We start from the raw sequence: 20,544 nt of genomic DNA on the forward strand, positions 1-20,544 counted from the left end.
TAAAAAAAATTTAAAGTCAATATGATACAGAAAATCCAGGTCATTATAGGGGACTAGCACCTGAAGACGTATATTTTCCTTCGACACATTTATTAGGTACATCTCATGAATTACTCTTTAACTACAGAGATAAATGTGTGGTATTAATTTGTGAATGTGGAAATCCAGGTTGTTGGGATTTTCGGGTGAAAATATCAACAAAAGACGATATAGTTTTATGGAGTGAGTTCGAACAATCATGCCGTCGCTGGAAATATGAAAGTTTAAGCCCCTTTGTTTTCGATAGGAAACAGTATGAATCTGAGCTCAATAGAAATATCTAATTCAACTAACGTGTGCATTACTTGAAGATTGGGCTGCCAGAATTGGCGGCTTTTTTGTTGTTCAACTAAAGGGGCAGGATAGTTGAACAAGAACCACTTCAATTTCGCTTGAGTATTGTATGTAAATCTAGTTTACATAAATACCGTTATCGGCAATAAAAAAAGGACCTTCCAGGAAGATCCTTTTTTTTGCTGCTTCTTCAACTAACGCACCCCAAATGAGAAATTAGGTTTTTTCATTAATAGAAAAAGACTTATAAGTATTTTTCACTAATCACTTTCATATGGTGTAACTCGTGCCCGGCAATGCCATATGCAATGGTACCTATCGAAACTGGACTGTTCATTACAGTTCCATTACGATCCCACGCTGCATCATCAATGGTTGAAATAAGGCTTAACGTGTTGGAGCGTACCGTGTCTAAACCAGCTAGTAGCTGCTCCCAGGATAATTTGTTGAAGTTTGCCGCAGAAACGTATTGATCCTGATCCATTGCTGGGAGTGGTGCACTTTCATTTCGTGCAATGGCAAGCATTCGATACGACATCACACGTTCTGAGTCGGTCATATGCCCAATCACTTCTTTTAAAGTCCATTTTCCTGGTGCGTACGCCTTCCTTGCTGACTCCTCTGATACGGTGCTTAAGAGGGTAATGGTCTTAGTTCGTTGCTTACTAAGTATTTCTAAAATATCTCCATCTGGCACAAGACTAGCATACCTATAATGCTCTGGATTTTCAATAGATAATGGTCGTGGACGCACAAGAATCCTCCTCATCGGAATAGTTAATTATGGTTCTAGGCAAATATTCGACTGTCAAGAAGATATTTCCTTTATTTTTGATATTTAATTTCATTACCGCAAAATAATTGCAAATTAAACAACTTTTTCGATACATATATTTTGAATTTCTTATGCAACTAACGGGTGCATTACTTCATAAAAGGGGTAATGCTTTTTTTATTGAACTAAATGTGGCAGGTTAGCTTAAGAAGGATTACAAAAATTGTATTTCTCTTCTCTGATACAAATACTAATATAGACGATTAGTATTTCTAAGGAGAGAGTTGTATGAAGAAATTGATAAGTGTGGGATTCATGGTAGGAATTTGTCTACTTTCAAGTTCACCAGGTTTGGCAAGGGAAAATGTAGGTACCACTAAAATAGAATCTCCACCTGAAGCACCATCAAATTATGTCTTTAAAAATCCAGACGCTAAAGCAAAAGCATCAACTGGTGATTTCTTTAGAGAAGTTAGTGGGAAGATGCAGGCTATTTTTAAAAAGTATGATGATGGGGAAATAGACGAGGCTGAAGTTGCTAGATTAATTAAAACTGAAATTTCTCCATTATTACCTAATAAGGAATTTGAAATAGCCCTTCAACTAAGTGAAAGTAAAGCGAAACAAGGTAAATGAAGAATTCATTTGTGAAATTCTACACTTAAAGTTACGGGTGCAATAGTTAAAGATTGGGATGGCAGCGGCGATCCCCTTTTTATTGCACTAACGAAGCAGTTTTGTTGAAGAGTAGTGTTTAACTTGTGTTCAACAATCGGGCCATTTAATGGAGTAAATTATTTTTAATTAAAGAAGTTAGATAGTTGGACAAAAGGTGTATTTATCTAAAAATTCATCCTTTTCTGTATTATTATGGTAAAATTTGAATTAGGGGAGGTGTTATCTGGGTGTTCATGAAAATATTAAATTGTAATGGGTGGAGGAATTTTAATGGATTTGTATTTCGAAGTTAATGGTAATGGTCATCCTGTGGTTCTCCTCACTGGTGGTGCTGATGTACGGAACTGGAAATTTGTCGCACCACTTTTAGCGAAACACTACAAGGTCGTTGCTTTTGACGGACGTGGGACCGGGAAATCACCGTCCCCTTTAGAAGATATCACCCCTGTTGAAGATTTGCTGTCACTGCTCGACCATCTAGAAATCAAACAGGCGACACTCATTGGCCACTCAATGGGTGGCCAAATTGCCACTGAATTCGCTCTGAATTATCCTGCAAGGGTTTCAAAACTTATTTTGCTTGCGCCTGGATTATATGGGTTTAGCTATTCAAAGGAATTTGAAGAGAATATGAAAAAGATTCATGAAGCTGCCCCCGATATTGATAAGATGGTTGAGCTTTTGCTCAGTGATGCATCGTATCGTGTAGTAACGGTGAGTCCTCACCGAAATTTGATGGTTCAAATGCTCCGGCACCATATGAACCGAATGTTTGAATGGCCGGCTGTTAAATTGATTTGGCAGCAACCACCGGCCATCGAAAGATTAGGAGAATTGACAGCCAAAACATTATTGATAATCGGTGAGGAGGATTCATCCGATAACCTTCGGGTTGCCAATTACTTTCGAAAGCATTCAGACGTTCGAATCATAGAAATTCCAGGTGCTGACCATATGGTCAATCTCACCCATCCCGAGAAACTGTATCTTCAAATAACTGGTTTTATGAAGGAATGAAAAGTTTACTATGCCAAGGACTCCGGAAGATAAGGAGGCACTATCCCTCCGTTATTAGTAGGTAACGCATGTAACGTTAGAATAGGGGCTTGAACTTAGTAGTAGGTGGCGATTTTCTTGAATAAGAAGGCGTCTTTTTGTATTGTACTGGATTCTGGAACAACACTTATTAGGGATTGGAGTTATATTAATGAGTAGAAAAGATTGTGAAGGATTACACTTAAACTATTGGGTAGCTTTAACGCAATAAGGAATAAAATTAAAGAGCCTAAAATATGCAAGTTTTTATGCACTACTTGCGTATTTTGGCTCTTTTTACATTCATAAAAGATACTGCCATTTATTGCATTTTTTTATTGCCAAATATACTGCGTTTAGGTTTCATTTCTTTGTTTAATGATGTGTTGCCAATTTGGAGGAAGATCGTGTGTTTCAAGATGATTAAATTTCATTAATTTAACTTTACCGGGTACTGGAGGAGCTATTTCAAATGTCAACCTGTCTTTTCCGACGGATATGTGTGGTCCGACAACTGGTGTAACTTCCAATGTAATTAAAAAGTGAAAGGCGCGAAATCTACCAACTCTTTTTACATTTACAATATCAACTTGATACGGATATACCGTGGGTAATTCAGTTAAATATTTGGAGTAATAATCACTGACGGCTTTTTCAATTTCATCATCTAACAAAACCATTAATATATCATTGATCATTAATGGTTTTGAATCTTTGGGAGGTTCGACATTTTCATATTTCCATCCGGCAAGGATCCAATCGAATAATACTGCTGATTTCAATCGAGTGCTCTGGTTATTTTGGGTATAGATTACTTCGTCATCTGCTAGCGTGCAGATATTTGTTTGGTTTTTACTGGAACAGTTGTATGCCGGTTCGACTACCGCAACTTCTCCATTTTTCATCGCCAATTTTAAAACGGCGGGACTTTTAATTTTGACATTAGCTTTTTCTATAGCCGGCATTGCTTCGTTAATCAACTCAACAACTTTTCTAACTACAGGTTCTTCATATCCATCATTTTCTCTAAATATGCGTGTTCCTCCGGATAAACGATGTACTTGAATATATTCGACATCCTCAGTTTTTATTGGAGAATTTGCCTTTGCCGACGAAATGGGGGCAAAAAATCCAGCAAATATCAAAATATAAATAAGGTTCTTTTTCATGTTGAACAAACACCTCTGGATGTTCAGACTTTTAGCCAACTACCCTGTATTTAAACGTTTTTCAAAATCCGCCTTAAACAACAGAATAGCATCAATATTTACAGCAAAATCGTGGTCACTGATATTAAAATTAGTTATAAACTCGTCAGACCTCTCACGCACCATAATTGTCGGACGGATATTGTCTCCAATAGAGTCCTGAGTTACACCACTTCCATAAAAATACCAGTTAGTTTCAGTAGGCTTATTTGCTGCATTTTTAGATAAGTCATTTTTTATTATTTCGCATAAATTACCCATAAAATCTTCATTAAGATTAATGTTTTTTCCATATTCACCATCAACAGTTATATCGGCATCTCCATACCAAATATTCCTGCTTGATCGCTTACCGTCATTTGAAGTGTAAGTTTCATCAAACAAAATCTTCATTTTCATTACCACCCCGTTAAAATACAATTTCTTCACACTATTATACACCAATTAGAAATTGTAAAATAGCTTGCTGTTAGTCTCACTAAACTTATAAGAGTTAGGCAAGCTAACTTCATAGTAGGGTTCCTCCTAAAGTTGTGAGTTAGAGTGGTGTCTATACTCGTATCTTACTGAGGAGCCCAATTTTTTAATAGAACTTATTAAGCTAAAGGGCTGTTTAGTGGAAGGTTTGGTCAATTTTATATAAAAAATCACCGGTTAGAATACTTACCATAAATAAACATTAACTTAATATTTGAAATATTAAATCTTAATAGGGTTAAAGTAAGATAAAAATAAAAAGGAGGAAAAGAAATGGAAATCGAGAAATATCGGCATCCAATTTTGTTCTATGGATTATCCATTGTAGTTCCGTGGATATTGTGGTTTATTGCTGCATATCTCAGTCATATTGAACCCAGTAGAAATCTATATGTTATTTTAGTAAGCATTTTGGGGCTTATTGGCTTATCGAGTCCATTGGTCATTGCTTGTATTTTAATACTCCCAGATTCTTACTTAAGAAAGGATTTATTGAACAGATTTTTTAATTTCAATACCATAAAACCATTTTATATTATTGTAACCTGCTTTCTTATGATCACGAGTATTCTTCTTGCACAGGCAATTTCCTTGCTTTTCGGATATAGTGCCTCTCAATTTGGACTCGCAGGAAAGTCTTCATTTTCAGCAGGTATTTTTCCAGCCTGGTTTTTGCTCTTTTTTGCTCCAATACTAGAAGAATTGGCTTGGCACTCATATGGCACAGACAGCTTACGAAAACGATTTAATCTTTTCACTGTTTCTATGATTTTCGCTATTTTCTGGGCATTTTGGCATTTCCCTCTAGGTTTTATTAAAGGTTATTATCAAAGCAATCTAGTCGAAACAGGGGTAATATATTCTATAAATTTTGTGGTTAGTCTCATTCCCTTTGTTCTATTGATGAACTGGTTATACTATAAAACAGGACGAAATATTATTGTTGCAATCGTTTTTCATATTTCAGCGGGGCTTTTCAATGAATTATTTTCAACACACCCTATGAGTAAAGTCATACAAACCGTTCTTTTACTTATATTAACTACAGTAATAGTAATAAAAGATCGGAATTTCTTTTTCAAGTTAGAATATCATGAAAAATGATATAGTTTTGATATTGATCCTAAAAATGAGAAACAACATCTAATAATCTATAAAGACCGCCTTCTAATAGCGGACTTTTCTAGTTAAAAAAAAATTATCGGCTACATAGTGAAGGACTTTAAATAAAAATATCTGAAATATGTAACAATTAAGTCACCTTCACAGGTGACTTTTTATTTATGTAACATAATACAAGTTTTGTTACATTGGAAGAATTTCAGATTTGTTGCTTATTAAGCTAAGAGGGAAGGTTAGTGTAATACGTTGAGGTAAAATAAAAGGCTGTTTTCATAAGTTGCTGTATTTTAAAAAAAAACGATTGAATTTACCATTAATTTACATTAATATCCAATTAGGGAGGGGTTTGAATGAAAAAGAATACTTTCTGGATTCCAATAATTGTATTTATCGTTACAACTTTTGTATTATATTTGTGCGGTCATTTGTTCAATATTGAATCTTTAAAATGGTTCAATTTTGAGGAAACCTCAAATGGCGGATTTACCTTTGATGGATCATTGAATCCAATTATCTTTGGTTTTGTTATTGGATTCATTGCGGAATGGATATATAAAAGCAGGAATAAAAAACGCACAGCTTAGTATAGAATTAGGTTTAAGAACATCTCCCTGGGGTAAAAAGAGATAACCCACCTAAAGAATTAGAGTGATAGCAGAAAATGTAGGAATAAAATTAAGTTTGGAACCCCCGTATACATTATTAACTTGGAAAGAATTAGATGAATACTTAGCGAAATATCACTATATAGAATAAAGAAAAAGGAAAGACCCGTCAAGAAAGAGGAAATAATATGTAGTGAGAGGATGAAGAAAATTTGGAAGCAAGTAACCATATCATTCAGATAAAGTCTTGGGAAGATAATGACCTTGATTTACTTTTTCGTATAAACGCTCCAGAAATGATGCAGCATCTTGGCGGTCCAGAGAGTAAAGAGCAGATTTTGAAACGACATAAACGATATCTTGAGCTTGGTAATAAAGGACGTATGTTTAGCATTATATTGTTACCAGAACTACAACCAGTAGGTTCTGTGGGTTATTGGCAAACTACTTGGAATACTGAAAGTGTATATGAAACTGGATGGAGCGTTCTACCTTCTTATCAAGGGAAAGGAATAGCTACAAAAGCAGTAAAGTTAGCAATTGAAGAAGCATCTCGTGAGAACAAATATGAATACATTCACGCATTCCCATCGATTGATAATCCTGCTTCTAATGCAATTTGTCGGAAGATTAACTTTCAGTATATCTCTGAATGCGAATTCGAATATCCTCCAGGAAGCTTTATGCGGTGCAATAATTGGCGTTATAACTTAATTGAAAATAGCTGATATACCAATAATGATGCCAATACGACTGTCATTTCGGCACGTATTTTTAGAAAAGACCTCAAACCGGAACCCTTTATTAAAAGGGTAGGAGTTTTTTTAATTTCGTTGTTTTTAACTAAATTTTTGTCTTACATATTTTAAATTTTCTAAAGGCCGAAAATATACAAGTTTTATACACTGTATATTTTCGGCCTATTTTCATTCAAAAAATATAGTACATTAACAGCTTTTATTTACTTCTCAATTAAGCGGATTGTTTTTTGTTTCGTTTTGTTCGTTCTTCTTCCTTTTTATTTGATTTAGGCACTCTAAATAATAATATCAATCCAGCATTAAACATAAGAGTCCATACGAGTGCGAATTTATTACCACTAAAATATATTCCTAAAACAGGTATTAACAGTAACGTGATGTTTTTCACATAATAATTTATTTTAGGATTAATAACCATAAAAACTGAAATAATCACAAGCACCGAAGCTATGATGTTATTTCCCAAAAAGGATTGATTCGGGTAATTTACATAGCCGTAGTACCCAAATGATCCGACTATTGCAAATAAGGAAAGATAAAACCTTATCAATGAATTTTTATAAAACAGGATCCAAACGGCAAGTAAATTAATACCCGCACACAATCCAAATACAATTATGGTATCCGTAAAATTACTAATCGGATTTTTCATATAGTTCAGAAGGTATTTGAAGTTGAAGTAAACTGCTCCCACTACCAAAATCTTAAAGACTAGTTTTAACCAGAACATCTCCAGCTTCTTTTTCTTATTAGACGAAGGGAACCTGAATTTCGAAAATACCCTTGCAAAGCCACCATCAACGGCTTTTTTCTTGTTCCTCCCCATGGACAATTCTTTATCTTCTCTTTTTTCTCGTTCCCTTTTTACATCTTGCCTCGTCGGGTAATCTCTTTCTATATATTCTTCATCATAAGCATTTTCTAATTGTTGGTCTGACTCTGAATTAAAATCCAATGCGTATTCACCTCAAGTATTTTAATTATGTAATAATATCATATTTCTTTAAATTAAGTTATTCTAAGCTGTTCACTAGGGCTGTCCACTTTAACCAAAGATAAAAATACAGATTAGTACTTTTTTCATAGCATATTTAACCAAAGTAGTAACATAGTTTAAACAGGGAACTATTGAGATAATATTCCAATAGGAGTAAATATTTACATAAACTAATTTCATCGTCCCAAAATTATCTGTATATTAATCAATCAATTTACGTGAAACGAAGGGGGAAATAGCATGCCAACTTTAACAGGGTTTCGGCCCAGCTCAGCCGGATTTAAATTTAGTAACAGCTTTCCACGTGTACCTTTAAAGACAATTAATGTTTTGGGTCAGCAGCTTTCGATAGGGGATGCATCTAACGGCCTTTGTGGCGGGATGGTTTTTGCTGCGAGGGATTACTTTGAAGCAACAATGCCGATCCCGCCGAATCTAACAGCTCCTTCTTCTGGTCCATTTTTTGATTATATTGCTAACCGCCTGATTGATAGCTTTAATTTGCCCGGTGGTCCACTTAAGTATATGGAATTGATGAATCCTACACTACCTGACCATGAAACAGCAGCTAGTAAAATAGGTCTTGCGCCACACGGAAGGGCGTGGAGAATGATCAAAGAGGAATGGCCAAGAATAAAAAGTGATCTTGATAACGGAAAGCTTTCACCGCTTGGTTTAGTAAAAGTAAAATCCCTAGATCCTTTTCAGCTTGGAAAAAATCATCAAGTCCTTGCATACGGTTATAATTTGAATCAAAACGATCTGTCTATCAACATCTATGACCCTAATTGTCCAAACGATGATAATGTAACCATTTCCTTAAATATTGGGAAGCCAGAATCCACAACAAGCGTTGTTCATTCCAGGTCCACTACTCCCATTTATAGTTTCTTCCGAACAGATTACACATTTAAAAGGCCGGTGGATTACAATTGGATTTTAAGCGGCCCGTTTGCTTCAGGGGAAGATATGCAGCCTGGTGAGAAACTTCAGTTTGATCAGGCCATTCACTCTAGCAGTGGTACTTATGCGTTTGTTTTCCAAGGAGATGGAAATCTCGTACTCTATAAAAACATCCCCAATAGTTCAAGAAAAGCGATTTGGGCTTCCGGCACCAACGGCAGGGGGCAGGTGGGAATCTGTATCATGCAGGGCGACGGGAACCTCGTCATTTACGACGCTTATCAAAAACCGATTTGGTCATCTGATACTTGGACACACCCGGGCAGCAGGCTTGTCGTTCAAAACGATGGTAACGTGGTCATATACCGGCCTGATGGAAGGGCAGTCTGGGCTACGAATACAGTTCAACGGTAAAGGTGTTTAGTTTGATTGCTAAAGTTTGGTACGTATTAGGAGATGAAGGAGAAGCAAATGCAGACCGTCTAAAAGCGGCAGGTGTACCAGTTGACGTAATAATATAAAGGATTAAACTAAATTCCAGAGGTATATATAAGGAGAAATCCAGCAATTAAAATTGCAGAAAATCCTCTTAAGAAAGCTTTTCATGCTGAAAATAATATAGTTTAATGTAAGTTTAAGAAATAACAAAAAAGAGACTCCAATTCCATTATGAATTGGGGTCTCTTTATGGTGCGTGAAAACTGTCCCCTTGTGTCTCATATGCGCGAAAATTGAAATCGTTTCCAAAGAATTTAATTGTTTACCCTTGAGCAAGTTTCAGGTTATAATAAAATTTAAAATTTAGGATAACGAAATAAATACAACAAGAAAAAAATATTTCTTTAATAGAAAGGCGATGGACATTGAATAAACCTAGTGGAAAAAAACGAATACAGCTTGCAATACTTCTTGGATCACTTGGACTGTTAGGACCTTTTACAATCGATACGTATTTACCGTCCTTTCCAACGATTGTAAACGATTTTCATACAACTGCTTCACTCGTACAAATTAGTTTAACTTCCTGTTTATTAGGATTGGGATTAGGGCAATTGTTTATTGGTCCTTTTAGTGATGTGAAAGGTCGCCGACAACCCTTGCTCATCTTTATCACATTGTACTTACTTGCTTCTATAACATGTGCGTTGGCGCCCAATATCTATTTTCTTATCGTTGCTCGATTAGTCCAGGGCTTTGCTGCGGCCGGTGGACTTGTGATCTCTAGAGCGATTGTTCGAGATCTTTTTAGTGGAAGGGAACTCACGAAGTTTTTTACGATGATGGTGTTAGTGGGTAACCTCGGGCCGATCGTGGCACCGATTGCTGGAGGGGGCATTCTTGCTTTTTCCAATTGGCATGGGGTTTTCCTAGCATTGGCTATTATAGGTGCGGTGTTGCTCTTTATTGTTGCTTTAAAATTAGAAGAATCGCTTCCAGAAGAAAAGCGTGTCCCAAGCAATTTCCCACAAATCATGAAAAACTTTGGTTCATTATTCAAAGATCGAACGTTCATGGGGTACGCACTAACGCAAGGTTTTACTACGGCAGGGATCTTTGCCTATGTATCTGGGATTCCGTTTGTCTATCAAAATATTTACGAAGTCACACCCCAGCAATTTAGTTTATTATTTGGAACAAATGGATTAGCCTTAATTATTGGAAGTCAGTTGGTCGGCCGCTTGGCAGACATTATTCCGGAGCGGACTTTCTTAAAGATAGGGTTAGCCATCTCTACCGTAGCAGGCTTATTGTTACTCATTGCACTGTTATTAAAAGCTCCGCTATTCGCTGTAGCTATTCCGATTTTCTTCTTTGTCGGTTCAATCAGTATTATTGGAACCACATGTTTTGCCTTAGCGATTGAAACGCAAGGACATATTGCTGGAAGTGCCTCTGCATTATTAGGTTTATTGCCATTTGTCCTTGGCTCATTAACGGCTCCACTTGTGGGAATAGCAGGGGCGTATACAGGCGTTCCTATGGGCGTGGTCATCTTTTGCTCCAGTTTTCTAGCTTTCCTTTCCTATTATTTGTTGGTACGAAAAGCTTCACTGCGTATTCAAATATCCAATGACCATGGCTCAGTAAAGAAACCCAGTATCTAAAAATTTTTAAAAAAGGAGCACACATTTCGTTAACCGCAAATGTGTGCTCCTTTTTTTTCTGCTAGTAATTTTATTAAGAAAATATAATTTAGGATCATATTGACTTGATCAATGTTGATAGATGTTTATACGTCAGCTACACCAACAAGTTTAAGCTGCCACGTCTCTACGTGTAAAAATAAGCCAGGAAATCAGATTAAACACAAGGAAATAGACTGCGAGCACGACGATGGAAAAGGACAATGTCATTCCTTCTTGGAAAGGATGTCCGGCCAGGTACTGGGTGAGATCGGTATTGGCGAACAACAAGTACTTGCTCCAATCGAACCGATGCAGTGCCCCGAGAACAATATTGCCTGCAAACAAGGCACCGATGGAAAAACCGATCGCCATCGCACTGCTTCGGAAGGCGGATGAGATCATAAAGGCCATGGTAATGTACATAACCGTGGATACACCATTAAGCATATACGTCTTCCACAGATTGAGGACCATAATCTTTTCAACGATTTGCCCATCCGCATTCATGCTGACCAACGGCAGTTCCATATATCCAAAGCCGTATAAGATTCCGTTCACCAGGACGGATATGACAAACAGAGTGAGTAACAACAGCATACCGAACAACAGAAAAGAGATATACTTGGAGAGGAGGATCTTTACCCGGCTAGCCGGCCTAATGAGCAGCAGCTTGATGGTACCGGATGAAAATTCACCCGCCACACTGTCTCCCACAATGATGATGGTGAAAATGGTAATTAAGATCATCATATTGGCCGAACTGTTCACGCCATCCCACATCGTGCCGTCCGTCGAGCGAATATTCTGCTCCAAGTGATAGTGGTTTAGGGCAATCTGCTCCTGATAGAACTTTCGGTCATCATCGCCAAGATGGGGCTGCTTCAGATTTTCGCTCCATTGCTTATTCTTCAGCTGCAGTTCTTGCCGCCATCCTTCGCCTTGCGCCTTTTTTCCATCGGAGTGCCATTCAATGATGTTGACGAAAAGCACAAAAGCGGCCATCAGTCCGACCAGGATCCATGTTCGTACCCGTCGGTAAATCTTCATATTTTCATTGAGTACTAGATTAACCAATTTGTTCAACCCCCGTTATTTCTAAGAATCGATCTTCTAAAGACTGGGAAACCATCTCCACGCCATAGATGCGAATATGGTTCTGCATCAGCACTAACAGAATGTCCGGGATACGCTCCCGCTCAGTTGTGACCTCGATGATTCCTTCCTGAGCAAGCTTGACCTCCTGTACGCTGTCCATGTGCTTCATCGTTGCCAATGCCTGTTCCGCTGGCTGTGCTTGGATTCGATACGTTTGAACTTGATCGTTCTCCCGGGTAAAATGCTGTACCGGCATTATATTGACTAGCTTGCCCCGCTGGAGGATGGCAACCCGGTCGCACATGAGCTCCATCTCGGACAACAGATGGCTGGAGACAATCACCGCGATTCCTTCTGTACGGGTCAAATGCCGCAAATAGTCGCGCAGCTCACGAATCCCCGCCGGGTCAAGACCGTTTGTCGGTTCATCGAGAATCAGCAGGGAAGGGCGATGCAGCAGCGCTTGGGCAACCCCCAGCCGCTGGCGCATGCCGAGCGAGTACTTTTTGACTTTGTCGTGAATGCGGTTTTCCAGCTTGACTAGCGATACCACTTCGTCAATTCGTTCCTTGGTTACCCCCGGGACCATGCGGGCATAATGAACAAGGTTGTGGTACCCGCTCAGATACTTATACATTTCCGGACTTTCCACGATGGCGCCGACGTGGCGGATCGCTTGCTCGAATTCAGTTTTGATATTTTTCCCCTTAATCAGGATCTGCCCCTTAGTTATCGACATCAGTCCGACGATCATTCGGATCGTGGTAGTTTTACCGGCGCCATTTGGACCAAGGAAGCCGAATATTTCGCCTTTTGGTACATCAAAGGTAAGATCGTTGATGAGGGTGGTCCGGCCAATGCGTTTCGTCACATGACTTAAGCTGATGATAGGTTCGTTGTTCATATTTGTGCTCCTTTAATAATGGATTTTGAACTAAATTTTATATAGAGTTTCTCTTAAAGATATGATTTCAATGTCTGTACAATAAAAGTGTAAGCTATCATCCTCGTAGTCTATTACTTCAAAATACTTACCTTCCCAACCTCTATCCCTTATATCATAAATCCCGATTGACAATTGATGATAAATACCCCCGCTTTCAAAATCGATACTATTGGGGTTGTAGAAGCGAAAGGAGGCAATATATTGTTTTTCTTTATCCTTCATAAAAAAATCTATGTCGAGAAAACAATTACCTTCAAACGTCTTATTTTGAAAGTTCAATAAGAATCTATCAATGCACTCTATGTTTTGTAATGAAAAATTGTTTATTTGATCAGTTATAAGGCTAATATTTTTTATCAATATGAATCACTCCTTGGTGAATCGTAATTGTTTTAAGTCATTAGGCTTGGGTGTCATCATCACTACGGTGTTCTAAAATATCCCCAGGTTGACATTCTAAAGCCTTACAAATCGCGTCTAAAGTGGTTAATCGAATCGCTTTTGCCTTGCCGTTTTTCAAAATAGATAGATTAGCCATCGTGACCCCGACCCTCTCTGAAAGTTCTGTTACGCTCATTTTCCTTTTGGCCAGCATCACATCAATATTGATTATCATTGCCATTATCATCCCCTCAGACGATTAAGTCATTTTCCGATTTTATATCAATTGCCTCTTGTAAAAGTCTTTGAAGAACAGCAGCGAATACGGCGATTACGATTGAAGTAAAGATAGGGACCATTCCGATTATGATGAGACCAGGTGCATCGTCTAGATCTGCAACGCGATAAACAAATGGCAAAATCACCACATACAAACCACTGATTGGCAATGCACAGATTTGATAATCTTTAGTGCTTTAACAGACATTTCAGAGAAAGCTTGGTTTTTGTCAATAAAGTTTAAAAGTTTAAAAGACTGATACAATGCCAAGAAATACGGTAATACTGATACATACACACCGATTAAAATGGGATATAGGATATGGTCATAATCAGGATTGACTGGGTTTTTAGCTAACCAAGGCAATCCAAATATGCACAAAGCAAGGACGGGAACTCCCATTAGAATAACAGCCGTCTTTAAAAAGAGAGTTGATCCTCGTTTCATAAAAAGCACCTCACTAAAATTCATTAAATTGATTATAAGAAAATATTTATCGAATTTCAATAAATTTTTTCTCTCATTTAATATTTTATTATCGATATATTAAATTCCATTCAATTTTAAAAAAAGAAAAACCACCCTTAGATTATAAGGATGGCCTCAAAATACCTTATGGATGTTTTCGACTGTTAAGCATTCTTCATAATAATTATTTCAAATGTATTAGCCACGGATTTACAGCCGTTAGCAATTTCTTCTAGCCCTTCATAAATTTGTTTGTATTTAATAATTCGAATAGGGTCTTTTTCGAAGGTAAACAAATTTTTAATGGATTCACGGAAAATCTGGTCACAATTGGATTCTATTTCTTTAATTTTGATTGCATGTTCTCTAATATTTAGCAATTTCTTTTTAGATAGGAGTTCAATCGCTTCATCAATTTCGGATGTACAATTTTTGATGGCATCAACAAATTTAAGCATAAAATCGTCCATTTCCATCATTGAGTACATTTCAAATAGGGCAGCTGTATGATATAGACCGTCCAAAATATCATCCATGCATATTGAAAGAGCTAAAATATCTTCACGATCTATTGGAGTGATGAAAGTATTATTAAGTTCGCTAATAAGATCATGTACTATGGTATCTCCGTTAGATTCAAATTCTTTCATCTTTTCAGAAAATACTTTAAGATCATTAACATTATTTAATTTATAATCAGCAAAATAGTTAGCGCTTACTTTTAAATTTAAAGAAATACTCTTTAAATAATTAAAAAACTTGTCTTCCTTTTTTGCCATTAAATTACCCCCACATTGTCCAATCAGTGTAACTGCAAAAAAGATTTTTATAAAACCTTGATCAGTGCGCTTTTAAATGCAGTTACTATAATAAATGCAACGATCGGTCAACTCGTAACGGCTTACGTCCAAATCCCAAAAGGTCGCTTAGATTATCAATAGGAAAATGTAGGCTTTTTTTATACTTGGGGCTTCTGATAATTCCCAAAAGAAGGAAATGTGAATAAAATAAATCCCAAAGATCAATGACTGTTGCTTTATTTTTACGAACATTTACAAGTAAAGGGGAGAGTCACTATGTCAGCCAAAACAGGGTTTCTGCCCAGCTCATCCGGTTTTAAATTTGAAAACAGCTTTCCGCATGTTCCATTAAAGAAAATTAATATATTGGGCCGGAAGATTTCAATCGGTAATGCATCGTACGGCCTATGTGGCGGAATGATTTATGCTGCCATCGATTACTTTGAAGCAAAAGAGCCGATCCCGGCCAATCCGGAAGCCCCTTCCTCTGGACCATTGTTCGACTTAATCGTTAATCGTCAGATTGAAAGCTTTCATTTGCCCTTTGGTCTTATTAAATATCTGTTTTTGATGAATCCCATTATCCCGGATCATGAAACAAAAGCTAGTAAACTAGGAGCTGCACCGCATGGTAGGGCGTGGAGAATGATGAAAAAGGAATGGCCGAGAATAAAAAATGATCTTGATAATGGCAAGCTTTCACCGCTTGGCATAGTCAGAGTAAAATCCTTTAATCCTTATCAGATTAGACAACATCATCAAGTTCTCGCATATGGCTATGACTTGAAAGAAAACAATTTATCAATTAATATCTATGACCCTAATTTACCAAACGATGATCATGTTACTTTATCTATAAATATAGAAAAGCCCGAATCGACCACAACCGTGGTTCATTCAAAATCATCTGTACCGATTTACAGTTTCTTTAGAACTAATTACAAGTTTAAAAGGCCGATAGATTTTAACTAGAATTCAAGTGGCAGTTTGCTTCAGGGGACGATAGGGAGCACAGGCTTTTAAAGAAATAAATATTCTCTAGCCATCTAAAGACTAGGCTTCAGTCTAGCGTAAACTTTATCGGCGATTTTCGTCCATTTATCAGCGAATATACATCATTTATCGGCGAATTTGGAAGTTATAACGGCGAATCGACATAGCAACCATTTTTCTCCTCCACTTTATATTTCTAATCTCGCAGTCTATTAAAACCAATGCTTTTTTCGAGTAAAAGGAGCAAGGTACTTGGCGTATTTCATGGCCGGCAGACTAATAACCTTTTGGCTAATTGTAAGCGCGTCTTTTTCAATGCGGCGACGTTGAAGGTTCCGCTGTTCTTCATCAGACGCATCGAGAAGTAGTTCGGAATTGTACCATACCGCAGTCCTGCAGTGAGACAAGATGATCGATGAGAGGGATTCATCTTGTCTGCCCATAACATAGTCAATAACACGGATAAAACGGGCATAATAATACGACAGTTCGTCCTGCACCAGATCCACAAGGTCAGCTAGCACGTAGTTGATCCGTTCATGATCCTGGCGGCGGTGTAGCATTTTTCGAGCGTCGGGCCAAGCCTGTTCTTCAGACAGAATGCTATACATGACCATCGGCAGGTCACTGTTAATATGTGCATTTATGCCAAGTAGGGCATCCTGCAAGACAAAACCTTGCTTTTCAGAAGCTTGACGGAAGGCAAGCTCCCATGCCGGCGGACATGGCCGACCTTCCGCAAAGGCATCGATTGCATGAAAATAATATTGTGCAAAGCCAACAAGAACACGCTCCAGCCAAACTGGATCCAGAAAAAATCCGGATGAAAGACGCTTTTGCATTTCCTTTGTCATCAAAAGGTAGACACGGTGAAATACGACCCGATGATCACCGCTTTGCTGAAAAACACGAAGCTGCTCCGTCATCACCTCGATTACATCATCAATTGTTTCCATTCCGGCTTTCTGTTTGCTAACCAATTCCATTCATTTTCCTCCTCAGGGATCGAACCTCACACGTGAAAATAATATATTTCTACTATTTTTATGAGAATAACAAACACTTATTGCTTAAAGAATTTTTTCCATCAACAAGAGCCTCCCGATGAAAAACAATTAATCGGCGGAGCTCCTGATGTTCCTCTTTTCCCAAAATTTTCTCTATTTCTGATATCCGGTTAAAGATTGGCAAGATAAAATAAATTCACCCTTCATCCCCCGACCAAGTAGCCCACTCGTACTTTGTCCAAGCTAATACAGATTAGTAGAAAAGACCTTCAGGCAAAAGTCCTCCATTTTTTAACAATATCTTAAAAAAAGATTAATACCCCTTATACCTTCATTAAGTACTATTTTCATAGTAAGGGTTTGTAAACCTTTTACATTTGTTTCAACTAAATGAAAAGGAGACAGAAAATGGAACGAAATTTTAGGGGGAAATCAAAAAAATTAGCAGCTTTTTTAGTATCAGCAAGTATTTTCGGCAGTATTTGGATAGCACCAGTGGATGGACCAACAAAGGTTCAGGCCGCGGAACTGACTCTAACACAGGAGAATTTCAATCAAATCACAAACGGTCAGCTACCTGCAGGCTGGAAGCTTGTACAGGGAGATGCCAAGGTCGTGGACGGTAAGCTGGTGTTAACGTCACCATCCTCAGGCGCACCTGCCAGAGTAGTGATTCCTTTAGGAAACCAAACAGGGAACTACGTTTTTGAAGCGGATATGACGTTTCAAAGTGCAGTTGAAGACACCCGATGGGCTTCGTTAATGTATCGTGTCCAGCCAAATACATATCCGTATTATCAATTCGCCATGCGCAAAGGCACTACGGCGCTGAACGGACTGGAGTTCGCCATCAGAAATGAAAGCAATCAATGGGTTGTGCCGGAAACGAATTTTTATCCAGAAAATATGGCCTTCAATAAGACTTATCATGTCAAAGTGATCGCAAGCGGAAATCGTGTGCAGCAATTTATCGATGGCCAGCTTGTAGTTGATACGGATCAGGCCGGCAAATGGACAAAAGGGGATGTCGGCTTCCAAGCGAACGGTACGACCGTTCAATTCGATAATGTAAAGGTCAATACCTATTCAAATACACTTCCTCCATTAGGGAGTACGAACGCCTTTCTTCCTCAAGAAGTGAAAACGAATATCGTGAATCCGCCAACGATTATTTCGAAAACCGTTGCGCAGGAAGGTGCAGCTTCCGTGCTCCTGCAGGCAAAGCGGAACGAACAGGGGATATGGACGGTTGAAGGGGCACCAATTGAAAACGCCCTTAATAATATTAAAGGAAAATTCATTCCGATTATCCAAGTGGAAGAACATTCTGATATAGAAGGCCTTGCAAATGCCCTGAAAGAAACCCAGACACAAGATTTTCAGATTTTATCCAGTAATCCCACGATCGTAAAAGAAATGCGAAGTTTTATTAAAACAGCCCGCGGTGCCCTTCTTTACAACAAGGCAGCTTTCAATAAGAATGATATGGCGGCTTTCGCACGAGACATTCATAAAAACGATGCGATGGTAGCGGTAGTACCACAAAAAATTCTGAGCCCTGAGAGCGTTCACTATTTGCATAGCCGTGCCATATCCGTTTGGGGAATCGGCGCTGAGGATGTGCAAGCTGCCCATACGATGATTCATCTTGGAGTGGACGGCATTGTATCTGAAAATCCTTCCGCTTCCATTGAAGCTCTGGGACAGTATCCTGAGAATACAATTGTACAGCGTCCGGTCGTGGCAGCACATCGTGGTGTACCTTCCATTGCACCTGAAAATACGATGACTTCCTATCGAAAGGCCTATGAAATGGGAGCAGATATGATCGAGACTGACGTACAGAGGACCAAAGACGGGAAACTGGTTATTATGCATGACTATACCGTGGACCGTACCACGAACGGAAAAGGAAATGTAAAGGATTTAACACTCGAGCAGATTCGAGAATTGGATGCCGGTAGCAAGTTCAGTCCTGAATTCCAAGGAGAAAAGGTACCTACATTTAAAGAGTATTTAGATGAGTTCAAGGGGAAAGATGTGGTCCTGCTTGTCGAGATTAAAGCAGATGGCATCGAGAAGCAAGTGATGGAGGAGATCGAGCAGGCAGGAATGGTTGATCATGTAGTGATTCAAAGCTTTAATTCCAACCATATCCGAAACACTCGCGCTATCAACCCCGGAGTGGGCACGGGCTATCTTTACTCTGCAGCTGTACCATCTACGATTGACGGCAAGCTGAAAAAGTCCCAGCAAATGATGCAGTACGGTGCCAGCATGAACGCGACCTTGAATGCTGACTATGGCAGTCTGAATCCGGAATTCATACGCTACATGCGTCAGCGTGGTTTCCTGAATATGCATTGGACATTTAGAAATGAAGATCATTTTGGACAAGCCTTGGAGGCTGGCGTTGTCGGACCGATCACGGACTATACGCAGTGGTTGACGGATGCCCCTATTCGTTTGGAAATACCGAATAAAAAGGTCAACCTGAATGTCGGCAAATCGGCAACGATTCGGGTCAAATCCTTTGTGGACTATCGTGAAGCCAAAACAGAAAATATTTCGACGACTCTCTTTGTTAACAATGGAGAAACGAAGGTTAAAGTCGATGGCAATACCATAACAGCGCTTGAGTCTGGAAAGGTGAATGTGTTCGCGATGCATACATTCCAAATGCTTGGCAAGGAATGGCATTTAGTATCTGAGCCAATTGAAGTGACCGTAACAGAATGATAAGTTATAAAAATGCGCCCACAATTTATTGGAGGCGCATTTTTTGATATAGATTTTTAGTTGATTTGTAGGACAGTCATTAATAAGATACTTTTGCTAGCATAATAGAGGAGTAGCATGAGGGAGGGGATAATATGAAAATAAACTTAATGTACGAAATTTAAAGATTATCAACGATTAGTGATAAAAGCAATAATATGCCCATTACAGTTCCTGTAAAGATAGCCTTTTTCATACTGGTTGTTTTGGATAATGAACTTGTTTTTCTCCTTGTTAGTGCCGTCCGAAAATATAGAATGGTGCCAAGTGTGATCATTGCTGCTTCTAGACTTAGGCTAACAGCAGGCCATTCCCAAAGACCGATTCCTAACAGTGGGAACCTACCCATATTTCCAGGGAATATGGGTAAATCCGCCCGGTGTACAAATAGATCTAAAATCCAGTGACTAAATACGGTTGCGCTAATCACAATTCCGCCGTGTTTTCCCCATTTGATCCTAGCCAACACCCCAGCTAAGCAGGAGATTATCAAAGCACCAAATAAGGAGTGAGTATACTCAGCATGAATTAAAATCTCCTTACCGCCAATGCCAATAGACTCTATCGTCTCAACGCCGGAAATAAACAAAGGGACAAAAATAATGTCGAGCAATTGGGTACTAATCATTAGTGCCCATAGAGGTACTGTAGGCTGCTTAGCTTTAACTGCGGCTGCAAGTCCGAAATGTCCAGCAAACACTTACTCCACTTCCTTTCACTTTTGTTTCAAAAATTTTGAGTCCAACCAACCACACAACACTGTAAAAAGAAGGATA

At 38.5% G+C, this 20,544-nt stretch carries 20 protein-coding genes and 1 pseudogene; 9 read left to right on the top strand and 12 right to left on the bottom strand.

Annotated elements, in window-relative coordinates; genetic code table 11:
- Positions 1-577: 577 nt before the first annotated feature.
- Positions 578-1,087, bottom strand: coding sequence for a DinB family protein (locus AC59HZ_RS17535; protein ID WP_496547093.1), 510 nt, complete (start codon positions 1,085-1,087; stop codon positions 578-580).
- A gap of 309 nt (positions 1,088-1,396) precedes the next feature.
- Here AC59HZ_RS17535 and AC59HZ_RS17540 point away from each other — a divergent pair, with 309 nt between their 5' ends.
- Together AC59HZ_RS17540 and AC59HZ_RS17545 are read left to right on the top strand one after the other, a co-directional pair.
- Entirely contained in the window at positions 1,397-1,744 is a 348-nt protein-coding gene (locus tag AC59HZ_RS17540; RefSeq protein ID WP_496547094.1) for a hypothetical protein, read from the top strand.
- A gap of 312 nt (positions 1,745-2,056) precedes the next feature.
- Positions 2,057-2,803: an alpha/beta fold hydrolase gene (locus tag AC59HZ_RS17545; protein ID WP_496547095.1), complete on the top strand. Its 747-nt coding sequence runs from the start codon at positions 2,057-2,059 to the stop codon at positions 2,801-2,803.
- 374 nt (positions 2,804-3,177) lie between these two features.
- Here the strand turns inward: AC59HZ_RS17545 and AC59HZ_RS17550 are convergent, their stop codons facing one another.
- Together AC59HZ_RS17550 and AC59HZ_RS17555 are read right to left on the bottom strand one after the other, a co-directional pair.
- On the bottom strand, positions 3,178-3,990 hold the full coding sequence (locus AC59HZ_RS17550; protein ID WP_496547096.1) for a DUF3888 domain-containing protein: 813 nt from the start codon (positions 3,988-3,990) through the stop codon (positions 3,178-3,180).
- 39 nt (positions 3,991-4,029) lie between these two features.
- Positions 4,030-4,422: a hypothetical protein gene (locus tag AC59HZ_RS17555; RefSeq protein WP_496547097.1), complete on the bottom strand. Its 393-nt coding sequence runs from the start codon at positions 4,420-4,422 to the stop codon at positions 4,030-4,032.
- A 357-nt stretch (positions 4,423-4,779) separates the two neighbouring features.
- Here AC59HZ_RS17555 and AC59HZ_RS17560 point away from each other — a divergent pair, with 357 nt between their 5' ends.
- From AC59HZ_RS17560 to AC59HZ_RS17570, 3 genes are all read left to right on the top strand, one after another.
- Complete coding sequence (locus tag AC59HZ_RS17560) at positions 4,780-5,610, top strand: CPBP family intramembrane glutamic endopeptidase (protein WP_496547098.1); 831 nt, start codon at positions 4,780-4,782, stop codon at positions 5,608-5,610.
- 368 nt (positions 5,611-5,978) lie between these two features.
- A complete protein-coding gene (locus AC59HZ_RS17565; RefSeq protein ID WP_496547099.1) occupies positions 5,979-6,212 on the top strand; it encodes a hypothetical protein in 234 nt (77 codons plus the stop codon).
- Positions 6,213-6,445: 233 nt separating this feature from the next.
- The gene (locus tag AC59HZ_RS17570) at positions 6,446-6,961 is read left to right on the top strand and encodes a GNAT family N-acetyltransferase (RefSeq protein WP_496547100.1); all 516 of its coding nucleotides are present in this window, start codon (positions 6,446-6,448) and stop codon (positions 6,959-6,961) included.
- A 244-nt stretch (positions 6,962-7,205) separates the two neighbouring features.
- Here the strand turns inward: AC59HZ_RS17570 and AC59HZ_RS17575 are convergent, their stop codons facing one another.
- Positions 7,206-7,949 carry a hypothetical protein gene (locus AC59HZ_RS17575; RefSeq protein WP_496547101.1) on the bottom strand — a complete coding sequence of 248 codons (744 nt, stop codon included), beginning with the start codon at positions 7,947-7,949 and terminating at the stop codon, positions 7,206-7,208.
- 282 nt (positions 7,950-8,231) lie between these two features.
- Here AC59HZ_RS17575 and AC59HZ_RS17580 point away from each other — a divergent pair, with 282 nt between their 5' ends.
- Both AC59HZ_RS17580 and AC59HZ_RS17585 read left to right on the top strand, forming a co-directional pair.
- Positions 8,232-9,308: a hypothetical protein gene (locus tag AC59HZ_RS17580; protein ID WP_496547102.1), complete on the top strand. Its 1,077-nt coding sequence runs from the start codon at positions 8,232-8,234 to the stop codon at positions 9,306-9,308.
- A gap of 449 nt (positions 9,309-9,757) precedes the next feature.
- Positions 9,758-10,999 carry a Bcr/CflA family multidrug efflux MFS transporter gene (locus AC59HZ_RS17585; protein WP_496547103.1) on the top strand — a complete coding sequence of 414 codons (1,242 nt, stop codon included), beginning with the start codon at positions 9,758-9,760 and terminating at the stop codon, positions 10,997-10,999.
- A 150-nt stretch (positions 11,000-11,149) separates the two neighbouring features.
- Here AC59HZ_RS17585 and AC59HZ_RS17590 read toward each other — a convergent pair whose 3' ends face one another.
- The 6 genes and pseudogenes from AC59HZ_RS17590 to AC59HZ_RS17615 all read right to left on the bottom strand — a co-directional run bounded on the left by AC59HZ_RS17590 (position 11,150) and on the right by AC59HZ_RS17615 (position 14,969).
- A complete protein-coding gene (locus tag AC59HZ_RS17590; protein WP_496547104.1) occupies positions 11,150-12,094 on the bottom strand; it encodes an ABC transporter permease in 945 nt (314 codons plus the stop codon).
- On the bottom strand, positions 12,087-13,019 hold the full coding sequence (locus tag AC59HZ_RS17595) for an ABC transporter ATP-binding protein (protein WP_496547105.1): 933 nt from the start codon (positions 13,017-13,019) through the stop codon (positions 12,087-12,089). The genes AC59HZ_RS17590 and AC59HZ_RS17595 overlap by 8 nt, the downstream gene beginning before the upstream one ends.
- Positions 13,020-13,049: 30 nt before the next feature.
- Positions 13,050-13,283 carry a hypothetical protein gene (locus tag AC59HZ_RS17600; RefSeq protein WP_496547106.1) on the bottom strand — a complete coding sequence of 78 codons (234 nt, stop codon included), beginning with the start codon at positions 13,281-13,283 and terminating at the stop codon, positions 13,050-13,052.
- Positions 13,284-13,461: 178 nt separating this feature from the next.
- Complete coding sequence (locus tag AC59HZ_RS17605) at positions 13,462-13,683, bottom strand: helix-turn-helix domain-containing protein (protein WP_496547107.1); 222 nt, start codon at positions 13,681-13,683, stop codon at positions 13,462-13,464.
- 10 nt (positions 13,684-13,693) lie between these two features.
- Positions 13,694-14,193 (bottom strand): annotated as a pseudogene (locus tag AC59HZ_RS17610) (DUF2975 domain-containing protein).
- A 161-nt stretch (positions 14,194-14,354) separates the two neighbouring features.
- On the bottom strand, positions 14,355-14,969 hold the full coding sequence (locus tag AC59HZ_RS17615) for a DUF47 domain-containing protein (protein WP_496547108.1): 615 nt from the start codon (positions 14,967-14,969) through the stop codon (positions 14,355-14,357).
- A 297-nt stretch (positions 14,970-15,266) separates the two neighbouring features.
- On the opposite strand from AC59HZ_RS17615, the gene AC59HZ_RS17620 reads away from it, so the two are divergent.
- Complete coding sequence (locus AC59HZ_RS17620; protein ID WP_496547109.1) at positions 15,267-15,962, top strand: hypothetical protein; 696 nt, start codon at positions 15,267-15,269, stop codon at positions 15,960-15,962.
- 233 nt (positions 15,963-16,195) lie between these two features.
- Here the strand turns inward: AC59HZ_RS17620 and AC59HZ_RS17625 are convergent, their stop codons facing one another.
- Complete coding sequence (locus AC59HZ_RS17625; protein ID WP_496547110.1) at positions 16,196-16,969, bottom strand: DUF5995 family protein; 774 nt, start codon at positions 16,967-16,969, stop codon at positions 16,196-16,198.
- A 429-nt stretch (positions 16,970-17,398) separates the two neighbouring features.
- Here AC59HZ_RS17625 and AC59HZ_RS17630 point away from each other — a divergent pair, with 429 nt between their 5' ends.
- Positions 17,399-19,729 carry a glycerophosphodiester phosphodiesterase family protein gene (locus AC59HZ_RS17630; RefSeq protein ID WP_496547111.1) on the top strand — a complete coding sequence of 777 codons (2,331 nt, stop codon included), beginning with the start codon at positions 17,399-17,401 and terminating at the stop codon, positions 19,727-19,729.
- A 160-nt stretch (positions 19,730-19,889) separates the two neighbouring features.
- Here AC59HZ_RS17630 and AC59HZ_RS17635 read toward each other — a convergent pair whose 3' ends face one another.
- Positions 19,890-20,468 (bottom strand): permease, encoded by a 579-nt coding sequence (locus tag AC59HZ_RS17635; protein ID WP_496547112.1) that lies wholly within the window; start codon positions 20,466-20,468, stop codon positions 19,890-19,892.
- Positions 20,469-20,544 lie beyond the last annotated feature (76 nt).

It is taken from the genome of Neobacillus sp. DZ-9, assembly GCF_059587065.1.